Origin of the sequence: Streptomyces sp. NPDC050433 (genome assembly GCF_044458565.1) — a bacterium.
Lineage (GTDB): Bacteria > Actinomycetota > Actinomycetes > Streptomycetales > Streptomycetaceae > Streptomyces.
In genome coordinates this window covers 279,917-290,092 of sequence record NZ_JBITIB010000008.1, presented here as the reverse complement: position 1 = coordinate 290,092, position 10,176 = coordinate 279,917, and the positions used below count along the sequence as shown (strand labels likewise).

The following is a 10,176-nucleotide window of genomic DNA, read 5'->3' as shown; positions in this document are numbered from 1 at the left end:
GGGTATCAACATATCTGGCGTTGACTTTTGGCACGCTGTTGAGTTCTCAAGGAACGGACGCTTCCTTCGGTCCCGTCTCCGGGCCCTCCGGGCTTCCCTTCGGTCTTGCGTTTCAAACAGTATCAGGCTTTTTCGCTTTCCCTGACCGCATCTTCCGCAGGCATGCGGAAGCCATATTTGGGAGAGTTTCTGAGCTTGATGGGTGCTGCCGACCGCCGACTTGAAGGTCGTGCAAGGGTCAGGCAGGGGTACGACAGTACATGCCGCCCGCGCGGGCAGGCAAATCGTTTTCGGTACGGCGCGGGAGCCACCAACTGGCAGCTCTCGGGCGGAACCGTCACTTCATATGACTTACGCTTCTGAACGGTACGTCGTCCATGACAGGTAGTGACGACGGCAGACGAATCTCCACCCTGGGAGGCCCCCATGACCAGCGTGACGTCCCCACTTGCTGGACGCGCCATCGGACTCGCGGCTGTACCCGATCCGGTGTTCTCCGATGCGATGGTGGGTCCCGGTACCGCGATCGACCCCGTGCGTGAGCCGTCCGAGGCCGTTTCGCCGGTCGACGGCATCGTCGTCTCCCTGCATCCGCACGCCTTCGTCGTCCTCGACTCCGAGGGACACGGTGTGCTGACCCACCTCGGTATCGACACCGTCCAGCTCAACGGCGCGGGTTTTGAACTCCTCGTGGGTAAGGGGGACGCCGTGAGGCGCGGTCAGGGTGTCGTGCGCTGGAACCCCGCCGATGTCGAGGCCGCCGGGAAGTCGCCGGTGTGTCCGGTGGTGGCGCTGGACGCGAGTGTCGAAACGTTGTCGGACATCGTCCAGGACGGCGAAGTGAAGTCCGGCGACGTGCTCTTCGGCTGGCGGTGACCTCCACGACACAGTCGTCACGGCCGTCGGGCGTCATGACCGGCGGTCAGTTCATCAACCGCGGCGATCCGGTCGGTCGCCGCACAACCGGAGACGGGTGCAATGCAGACAACGCTGCGAGGCGTCGGCGTCAGCCACGGGGTGGCTATCGGCGAGGTTCGGCACATGGGTACAGCGGTTCTCGAACCGCCGGCCAAGCAGATTCCGACCGAGGAGGCCGGGCGCGAACAGGGACGTGCCCGCCAGGCCGTCGAGGCCGTGGCCGCCGACCTGATCGCTCGGGGCAATCTGGCCGGCGGTGAGGCCCAGGCGGTGCTCGAAGCGCAGGCGATGATGGCTCAGGATCCGGAGCTCATGGCCGACGTGGAGCGGCGTATCGCCGTCGGGAGCACGGCGGAGCGTGGCGTGTACGACGCGTTCGCGTCGTACCGCGCCCTGCTCGCGGGCGCCGGTGAGTATCTGGCGGGGCGGGTCGCCGACCTGGACGACGTGCGGAACCGGATCGTGGCGCGGCTGCTGGGGGTGCCGATGCCCGGCGTGCCCGACAGTGACGAGCCGTACGTGCTGATCGCGCGTGATCTGGCTCCCGCCGACACGGCGCTGCTGGATCCGACGCTGGTGCTCGGCTTCGTGACCGAGGAGGGCGGGCCGACCAGTCACAGCGCGATTCTGGCACGCCAGTTGGGGGTGCCCGCCGTGGTGGCGCTGCCCGGTGCCGGTGAGCTGGCCGAGGGCACGATGGTCGCTGTCGACGGCAGTACCGGTGAGGTCTTCGTCGAGCCGAGCGCCGACAAGCGCACCGAGCTGGAGAGGTCTGCCGCGGAGCGGCGGGCGGCGCTGGCCGCGTCCTCCGGCCCGGGTGCGACATCGGACGGGCACAAGGTGCCGCTGCTGGCGAATGTCGGTGGTCCCGGTGATGTGCCGGCGGCTGTCGAGGCGGGCGCCGAGGGTGTGGGGCTGTTCCGTACCGAGTTCCTGTTCCTCGACGACAGCAAGCGGGCGCCGTCGGAGGAGAAGCAGGTCGAGGTCTACCGCCAGGTGCTGGAGGCGTTTCCCGAAGGCCGCGTGGTCGTACGGGTGTTGGACGCGGGTGCCGACAAGCCGCTGGACTTCCTGACTCCGGCCGACGAGCCGAATCCCGCGCTCGGCGTGCGTGGGCTGCGGAGTCTGCTGGACCACCCTGATGTCCTGCGCACGCAGCTCACCGCGCTGTCGAAGGCCGCCGAGGGTCTGCCGGTGTATCTGGAGGTCATGGCGCCGATGGTGGCCGACCGCACCGACGCCAAGGCGTTCGCCGACGCGTGTCGCGAGGCTGGGCTCAACGCCAAGTTCGGGGCGATGGTGGAGATTCCGTCGGCCGCTCTGCGGGCGCGCTCGGTTCTTCAGGAGGTCGAGTTCCTTTCGCTGGGGACCAACGATCTCGCTCAGTACACGTTCGCCGCCGACCGGCAGGTGGGCGCGGTGGCGCGGTGGCAGAACCCGTGGCAGCCGGCGCTGCTCGATCTCGTGGCGATGGCGGCGGAGGCGGCCGGTGCCGAGGGCAAGAGCTGTGGTGTGTGCGGTGAGGCGGCCTCCGATCCGCTGCTGGCGTGTGTGCTGACGGGTCTTGGTGTGACGTCGCTGTCGATGGGCGCCGCGTCGATCCCCTACGTACGGACGACGCTGGCGAAGTACTCCCTCGCGCAGTGCGAGCGTGCCGCTGCCGCCGCCCGTGCGGCGGACACCGCCGAGGGGGCGCGGTCGGCCGCGCAGGCGGTGCTGTCCGGCGAGTGAGCGGTCGGGCCGGCGGCGCGACCGGTCCGTGTCCGAGGAGCCTCCCGTCGTGGCGCGGCGGGAAGCTCCTCGCGTTCAGCGGTGGATGTCGGCGTCCTCGATGCCGAGGTCGAAGCCCGCGCGATACTCCACCCCCGGTTCCGGGGAGAGTGGTTCGCCCGTGTCGGCGTCGGTGCAGTAGGCGCTGAAGACCTGTGCTTCGCTGAGCGGCGCGAGGCCACTGTTCCTGAGTCGCCAGCCGTGGAGCCGGTCCGGGGCGTCGGGTCCTGTCGTACGGAGCACGACTCCTCCGGAGCCGCCGAGTGCGATGCCCGCTGCGAGGACGGTCACGAACTCCGCGCTCTCGGACGCGTCGAGCCGGGCCGGCCCGGTGTCGGGCCGCTCGACGTGGAGGGCCGCGAGGAGTTGTTCGTCCGGTGCGGGGACGCTGCACACGAGGTGGTGGGTGCCGGGTCCCGCCCGCTCGATCAGATGGGTCAGGATCAGTGAGGCCCGGTCGAACGAGGCGCGTCCGATGTCGACGCCGCACTCGGCGCAGTCGCCGAGATCGGCGAGGACCATGGTCGCGTACTCCCAAGTGGCCCTGCGGACAGCGGTGTTGATGAGCTGTGGGGCGAGGTGGCTGACGGGCTGTCCGGTGTAGGGCACGACGGCGCCGCCGGTCGCCGCGACGCGTGCGGTGAAGCGGCCCCGGCTGGCGGCGGTGTCGGGGTCGAGCCCCGCCTCCGCGCAGTACTCCACGAATTCTTCCGGGTCGAAGAGGGCGACGGCGGTGTGCGCCCCCTGCGTGGCGAGGGAGTGGAGCAGTGCGTCGACCTGTCGGAGATAACGCTGGTGGTTGTCGAAGGTGAAGGTGCGGTAGCGCCGCATGGCGGCGAAGTCCTCTTCGTCGGCGAGGAGGCCGACGGTGCAGGGCACTTCGCGGCGCAGCGCGCGCAGCTCGCTCCGTCCGGTCTGCCTGTGTTGTTTGCGGTTGGTGTTCCTGCGGTTGATGTGTGCCATGACTCCCCCTGAGTGCTGTCGATCACTGCTCACTCAGAGTAATTGGGGGGTCTGACAATGGCGGTTGTCAGGGGGTGTCTTGTCCGTCAGGCCGGATCAGGGAGCGGGGGCTGGCGTGCGCTCGCAAGACGGAGGAGGGAGACAACGCGGCGAGCGCGCGTGCCAGGGACCGCGAGCCCGGCAAGATCGGCAAGACACCCTCTAGGCGCGGGCCTCGCGGCGCTCTCGGGCCAGGGACTCGTAGAAGTGGAGCAGTTCGAGGTTGTCGACGGAGCCGGGGTTGACCGCCTTCGACAGTTCCGTGCCTTGGAGCAGCCGCTTCACCGGGACTTCGATCCGCTTGCCGGTGAGCGTGTGGGGGACGGCCGGGACCTCGATGATCGTGTCCGGGACGTGGCGTGGTGAGAGCTCCTGGCGGATGGTCGTCTTGATCCGGGCGCGCAGGGTGTCGTCGAGTACGGCGCCTTCGGCGAGGTGGACGAAGAGGGGCATCCAGTAGCCGCCGTCCGGTTCTTCGAGGCCGATGACGAGGGACTCGCGGATCTCGGGGAGGCGTTCCACGGCTTCGTAGATGTCGGCCGAACCCATCCGTACACCTTGGCGGTTGAGTGTCGAGTCCGACCGGCCGTGGATGACGACCGAGCCGCGGTCGGTGAGGGTGATCCAGTCGCCGTGGCGCCAGACGCCGGGGTACATGTCGAAGTAACTGTCGTGGTAGCGGCTGCCGTCCGGGTCGTTCCAGAACCGGACGGGCATCGACGGCATGGGGTTGGTGACGACGAGTTCGCCGACCTCGTCGATGACGGGTTCGCCCTGCGGGTTCCAGGCCTGGAGGTCGGTGCCGAGGCAGGCGGCCTGGAGTTCGCCGATGTGGACGGGGAGTGTGGGGACGGCGCCGGCGAAGCAGGTGCAGACGTCGGTGCCGCCGCTGACGGAGGCGATCCACAGGTCGCCGGCGACCTCGTCGTGGAGCCAGCGGAATCCGTCGGGCGGCAGGGGTGAGCCGGTGGTGGCGACGCAGGCGATCTTGGAGAGGTCGTGGTCGCGTGCCGGGTGGACGTCGGCCTTGGCGCAGGCCATCACGTAGGCGGCCGAGGTGCCGAAGAGTGTGGCTCCGGTCCGTTCGGCGACGCCCCACTGGGCTCCGGTGTCGGGGTATCCGGGGCTGCCGTCGTACAGGACGATCGTCGTTCCCGTGAGCAGGCCGGAGACGAGGAAGTTCCACATCATCCAGCCGGTGGAGGTGTACCAGAAGAAGCGGTCGCCGGGGCCCAGGTCGCAGTGGAGACCGAGTTGCTTGAAGTGTTCGAGGAGGATGCCGCCCTGCGACTGGACGATGGCCTTGGGGAGGCCGGTGGTGCCGGAGGAGTACAGGACCCAGAGGGGGTGGGCGAACGGCACCTGCTCGAAGACCGGTTCGGTTTCGGCGGAGGTGAGGGCGGACCAGTCGAGTGCGCCCTCGGGGGCCGGGGTGCCGAGGAGCGGGATGTGGACGACGGCGCGCAGGGTGGGCAGTTCGGCGCGGAGTTCGGCGACGGTCTCGGTGCGGTCGTGTTCCTTGCCGCCGTAGCGGTAGCCGTCGACGGCGAACAGGACGACGGGTTCGATCTGCTGGAAGCGGTCGAGGACGCTGCGGGCGCCGAAGTCCGGTGCGCAGGACGTCCAGACGGCTCCCACGGCGGCGCTGGCGAGGAAGGCGACGACGGCCTGCGGGATGTTCGGGAGGTAGCCGCTGACGCGGTCGCCGGGGCGCACGCCCACGGCGCGCAGTTCGGCGGCGAGGGAGCCCACCTGGCGGCGCAGGTCCGCCCAGCTGACGGGCGTGGGGCCCTGCGTCTCATCGACGTGCAGGAGCGCGGGTTCGTCGGCGCGCGCCGGGTCTTCGGCGGTACGCAGGGCGTGCTCGGCGTAGTTGAGGGTGGCGCCGGGGAACCATTCGGCGCCGGGCATGGCGCGTGCGCCGAGCACGCCTGCGTACGGGGTGGAGAACCGTACGTCGAACCAGTCGGCCACCGCCGTCCAGAACGTTTCCAGCTCGGTGACCGACCAGCGGTGCAGCGCCGCGTAGCCGCCGTCGGCGGGCGCCCCGTACCGTTCGGCCGCCCATGCCTGGAACCTGGTCACGTGCGCCGCCGCGATCCGGTCGGCGTCCGGCTGCCACAGGGGCGCTGGGCTGGCTGCTGAGGTCATGCGTTGACTCCCGGACTGGCTCGACGCGTGGTGTGCGTGGGGCGCGCGCACGCGTGAGAAGCGCGCCCCGGCTCCCACGGACGATGCCATGTGATCGTCTTTCGCACCAGACAGTCCCCTGCTGATGTCCCTGGACGGGGCGTGGGCGACATGTGGTCGCACCGCGGGTGAACGGGAGTTGAACGCGGTCAGTTCCCTCTCCGCCGGGTGGCAGGCTGATCAGCATGGACGGTCGTGAGCTGCTGCGCTCGATGAAGGATGCCGGTTCGGTACCGGGGATGCGGACGGTTCGGTCGGTGCGGTCGGCCTGGCGTCGTCGGCGTACGGACGAGCGGGAGCTGCCGGCGCGCGGCGCGGAGCGGGCCCGGGTGCCCGGACCGGTGAGTGGTGCGGAGCCGTTGGCGGGCGGCGGGATCGTCCGGTTCGCGCGGGCCGAGCTGCGGGTGTGGGTGGCGATGGGCGGCGGGGTCTTCTGGGGGTGGGACGGGGCGGAGCCGGCGCCGTCGTACGCGCTGGCCGGTGATCCGCCCGAGCCCGATCCGCGGGCCGTGCTGGAGCCCGACAAGGACGGTGGCTGGCGGGTGGTGTCGGAGCGTGTGACGGTGGCGGTGTCCCGGCACGGCGGGGTGGAGGTGGCGACGCCGGGGGGTGTCGTGCTGCGGCGTGAGATGCCGCCGCGTTGGTGGGAGCCGGTGGACGGGGCCGGGCCCGCGCGCTGGGCACAGCGGGCCGAAGTGGCCGCTGACGCACGCTTCTTCGGGCTCGGCGGGAGGGCGTCGGGGCCTCGGCTGCGCGACGGCGTGTACCGCCTGTGGAACACCGATCCGCGGGGCTCGTTCGGACCCGGCGACGATCCGCTGTACATCACGATGCCGGTGCAGCTGGTGGTGGCGGACGCGGGTACGCACCTCGCCTTCTACGACAACTCGTGGGACGGGCGCGTCACTCTTAAAGAGGGCGAGGAGGGAGCCGGCTCCGGGCATGACCGGCCGGGCACATCGGAGGTGCGGATGGCGGGCGGTCCGCTGCGCTGCTGGGTGCTGCTCGGCACGCCCGCGCGGGTGCTGCGCGGCTGGACGGCGCTGACAGGTGTGCCGGCGCTGCCTCCGTCGTGGGCGCTGGGGCCACAACACGCGCGGTGGGGTTTCGGCAGCGCCGAGGAGGTGCGCCGGGTCGTGGCCGGCTACCGCGAGCGGGGGCTGCCGCTGTCGGCGCTCCATCTGGACATAGATCACTACGACGGGCACCGGGTGTTCACCGTCGACCGGCGGAACTTCCCCGATCTGCCCGCTCTCGCCAAGGAGTTGCGCGCCGACGGGGTGCGGCTGGTCTCGATCGTCGATCCGGCGGTGAAGGCGGAGCCGGGGAACGAGACGTACGACAGCGGTTCGGCGGTCGGCGCGTTCGTCCGTGACGGGCGCGGCGAGGCCGTACGGGGCGAGGTCTGGCCGGGCGAGTGCGTCTTTCCGGACTTCACCGATCCGGCGGTGCGCGAGTGGTGGGGCGCTCTGTACGAGGAGCGGCTGGCGCAGGGTTTCTCGGGTGTCTGGCACGACATGAACGAGCCGGTGTTGTTCGCGCCGTTCGGGGACACGACGCTGCCTCTGTCCGCGAGGCACGGGCTCGACGGGCGCGGCGGCGATCACCGCGAGGCCCACAACGTGTACGGACTGATGATGGGCATGGCGGGTTACGAGGGGCTGCTGCGGCTGCGGCCCGACGAGCGGCCTTTCCTCTTCTCGCGGTCCGGGTGGGCGGGGATGCAGCGGTACGGCGGGACCTGGTCGGGCGATGTGGAGACCGGCTGGCCGGGGCTGCGCGCCTCGCTCTCCCTGGTGCTGGGGCTGGGGCTGTGCGGGGTGCCGTACTCGGGGCCGGACGTGGGTGGCTTCACGGGGAGTCCGTCGGCGGAGCTGTTTCTGCGCTGGTACCAACTGGGCGCGTATCTACCGCTGTTCCGTACGCACGCGGCGATCGACGCGGGCCGCAGGGAGCCGTGGGAGTTCGGTGACGAGGTGCTCGGCCACGCGCGGGCGGCGCTCCTGGAGCGGGAGCGCCTGGCGCCGTACTTCATGACGCTGGCCCGGCTGGCACGGCTGACGGGCGCCCCGTACGCCCGTCCGGTGTGGTGGGGTGCGCCGGAGGACCGGGCGCTGCGGGACTGCGAGAACGCGTTCCTGCTAGGGGACTCGCTGCTGGTGGCGCCGGTGCTGGAGGCGGGTACGGAGCGGCGGGCTGTGCGGCTGCCGCGCGGGCGCTGGTACGACACGGCGACGGGGGCCGTGTACGAGGGGTCCGGCCAGGTCCTGCTGGACGCGCCGCGGTCGCGGATTCCGGTGCTGGCGCGGGCGGGTGCGGTGATCCCGGTGCGGGGCGAGGGCGGCGCCGACGGGGCGGACGGGGGCGTCGAGCTGGAGGTCTGGCCTCCGGCGCCGGGGCGTACGGGTGGCGGACTGGTCGTGCGGGACGCCGGGGACGGGTGGGCGCATCCGGAGGTGGAGCGCTACACGTCCCGGCTTGTGGGCGGCGAGGTCGTGGTCGAGCGTGTGACGGACGACGGGGTGGTGCCGGCGGAACTGCCGGTGCGGGTGCGGGGGTAGCGGAGTCCGCGAGGGCGCCCGGGAGGGCCGCTCAGGGGTCGCGGGAGCCCCGAGGGGCCGGAGGGGCGGTCAGATGGGCTCAGGCGGGCGTACGGAGGTTCCAGGGCCTCCTGTGGCGGCGGCGTCGTACCGGCCGGCGAACCAGGCCCGTACCGCCTCCGTGTGCAACGGGAACGCCAGCTCGGCCGGGGCCCGCAGCAGATGCCAGCCCGCCGTCTCGTCGGTGGCCACGGACGCGGGCAGCTCGGCGGCGGGGCGCTCGGGCAGCAGCGCGAAGAGCAGCAGGTGGTCGCCGCCGGACGCGCTCATCGCGTCGGCCAGCCGGACGTCCCGCTCGGCGGCTTCGATGCCGGTCTCCTCCCGCAACTCGCGTACGGCAGCGTGCCGCCAGTCCTCGGCGTGGTCGATGAAGCCGCCGGGGAGGGCGACGTGGCCGCGCCGGGGTTCGATGGTGCGTGTGATGACGACGAGCGAGGTGCCCCGGTCATCGGTGACGGGCAGCAGGGTGACGGCGACCGGCAGCGGATTGCGGTAGGCGGTGTCGCCGCAGACGCGGCAGGTGCGGGGCCAGCCGATGTCGGCGGGGTACGGCGAGCCGCAGCTGCCGCAGTGCGAGTTCTTCACGAAGGCGTCGTCGTTCCTGGGCGCGTTTTCGGGGGCGGACACGCGCGGACTGTAGCTGATCACTCTTTCCCGCGGGCCGGGGAACTGATAGACGATGTGCCCATGACACGACTCGCATCCGCGCTCCGCGCGCTGACCGCCACGGCCGCCACCCTGCTCGCCGTGACCGCCGCAGCTCCGGGCGCGTCCGGGGCGACCGGGACGTCCGGCGCGAGCAAGGGTTCCCCGACGCAACGGCCCACCGCGCCCGAGGAGTTCGTGGCGCTGCCTGCCGTGGCACCGACGATCGTCCAGGACATCCGCTACATCACCCCGCACAACTTCGTGGGCGACCGGGTCGACGGTTACGACCAGCCGCTCTGCATCCTCACGCGCCCGGCCGCGCAGGCGCTTCAGCGGGCGCAGTGGACGCTGCTGCGGCAGGGCTACTCCCTCAAGGTGTACGACTGCTACCGCCCGCAGCGGGCGGTCGACCACTTCGTCCGCTGGGCGAAGGACCTTCAGGACGAGCGGATGAAGCCGGAGTTCTATCCACGAGTCGACAAGTCGAGGTTGTTCACCGACGGCTATATCGCCGAGAAGTCCGGGCACAGCCGCGGCAGCACGGTGGACCTCACCATCGTGAAACTGCCGGCGAAGCCGACGCGGCCGTACCTGCCCGGCGAGAAGCTGGTTCCCTGCTACGCGCCGCAGGGTGAGCGGTTCCGGGACAACTCCGTGGACATGGGCACCGGTTACGACTGCTTCGACACTCTGTCGCACACCGACGATCCGCGGATCCAGGGTGAACAGCGCGCAAACCGGCAGCTCCTGAAGACCACGCTCGCCGACGTCGGGTTCACCAACCTCCCCGAGGAGTGGTGGCACTTCACCCACAAGCCCGAGCTGTTCCCGGACACCTACTTCGACTTTCCGGTGTCCTGGCGCTCGGTCGCCGGTCACTGACAGCACGGAACGGCCGACGGTTGAACGGAAGAACGGATGAGCGGTGGGGGGGGGGGCCCCCCCCCGGGGGCCCCCCCCCCCCCCCCCCCCCCGGGGCGCCCGCCCCCCCCCCCCGGGGCGCCGCCCCCCGCCACCCCCCCCCCCGCCCCCCCCCGGCGGGGGGCGG

The 10,176-nt window shown here is 71.3% G+C and carries 7 protein-coding genes; 4 read left to right on the top strand and 3 right to left on the bottom strand.

Translation table 11 applies throughout. The features are described from left to right. Positions 1-426 precede the first annotated feature (426 nt). Positions 427-876 carry a PTS glucose transporter subunit IIA gene (locus ACIBLA_RS13065; protein WP_399198559.1) on the top strand — a complete coding sequence of 150 codons (450 nt, stop codon included), beginning with the start codon at positions 427-429 and terminating at the stop codon, positions 874-876. Between the two features lie 102 nt (positions 877-978). Then, the gene (gene ptsP, locus ACIBLA_RS13060; RefSeq protein WP_363246048.1) at positions 979-2,649 is read left to right on the top strand and encodes a phosphoenolpyruvate--protein phosphotransferase; all 1,671 of its coding nucleotides are present in this window, start codon (positions 979-981) and stop codon (positions 2,647-2,649) included. A gap of 75 nt (positions 2,650-2,724) precedes the next feature. Here the strand turns inward: ptsP and ACIBLA_RS13055 are convergent, their stop codons facing one another. Together ACIBLA_RS13055 and ACIBLA_RS13050 are read right to left on the bottom strand one after the other, a co-directional pair. Beyond that, the gene (locus ACIBLA_RS13055) at positions 2,725-3,651 is read right to left on the bottom strand and encodes a hypothetical protein (RefSeq protein WP_399198558.1); all 927 of its coding nucleotides are present in this window, start codon (positions 3,649-3,651) and stop codon (positions 2,725-2,727) included. 201 nt (positions 3,652-3,852) lie between these two features. Next, on the bottom strand, positions 3,853-5,841 hold the full coding sequence (locus ACIBLA_RS13050) for an acetoacetate--CoA ligase (RefSeq protein ID WP_399198556.1): 1,989 nt from the start codon (positions 5,839-5,841) through the stop codon (positions 3,853-3,855). A gap of 224 nt (positions 5,842-6,065) precedes the next feature. On the opposite strand from ACIBLA_RS13050, the gene ACIBLA_RS13045 reads away from it, so the two are divergent. Next, positions 6,066-8,441 (top strand): glycoside hydrolase family 31 protein, encoded by a 2,376-nt coding sequence (locus tag ACIBLA_RS13045; RefSeq protein WP_363246045.1) that lies wholly within the window; start codon positions 6,066-6,068, stop codon positions 8,439-8,441. 69 nt (positions 8,442-8,510) lie between these two features. Here ACIBLA_RS13045 and ACIBLA_RS13040 read toward each other — a convergent pair whose 3' ends face one another. Continuing rightward, the gene (locus ACIBLA_RS13040) at positions 8,511-9,107 is read right to left on the bottom strand and encodes an NUDIX domain-containing protein (protein WP_363246044.1); all 597 of its coding nucleotides are present in this window, start codon (positions 9,105-9,107) and stop codon (positions 8,511-8,513) included. A 60-nt stretch (positions 9,108-9,167) separates the two neighbouring features. On the opposite strand from ACIBLA_RS13040, the gene ACIBLA_RS13035 reads away from it, so the two are divergent. Further along, on the top strand, positions 9,168-10,010 hold the full coding sequence (locus tag ACIBLA_RS13035; RefSeq protein ID WP_363246043.1) for a M15 family metallopeptidase: 843 nt from the start codon (positions 9,168-9,170) through the stop codon (positions 10,008-10,010). The last annotated feature ends 166 nt before the right edge of the window (positions 10,011-10,176 follow it).

Excerpts from the sequence above, each read along its gene's own strand:
- ACIBLA_RS13065 (WP_399198559.1), top strand. The coding sequence starts at position 427 with ATGACCAGCGTGACGTCCCCACTTGCTGGACGCGCCATCGGACTCGCG.
- ptsP (WP_363246048.1), top strand. The coding sequence starts at position 979 with ATGCAGACAACGCTGCGAGGCGTCGGCGTCAGCCACGGGGTGGCTATC.
- ACIBLA_RS13055 (WP_399198558.1), bottom strand. The coding sequence starts at position 3,651 with ATGGCACACATCAACCGCAGGAACACCAACCGCAAACAACACAGGCAG.
- ACIBLA_RS13050 (WP_399198556.1), bottom strand. The coding sequence starts at position 5,841 with ATGACCTCAGCAGCCAGCCCAGCGCCCCTGTGGCAGCCGGACGCCGAC.
- ACIBLA_RS13045 (WP_363246045.1), top strand. The coding sequence starts at position 6,066 with ATGGACGGTCGTGAGCTGCTGCGCTCGATGAAGGATGCCGGTTCGGTA.
- ACIBLA_RS13035 (WP_363246043.1), top strand. The coding sequence starts at position 9,168 with ATGACACGACTCGCATCCGCGCTCCGCGCGCTGACCGCCACGGCCGCC.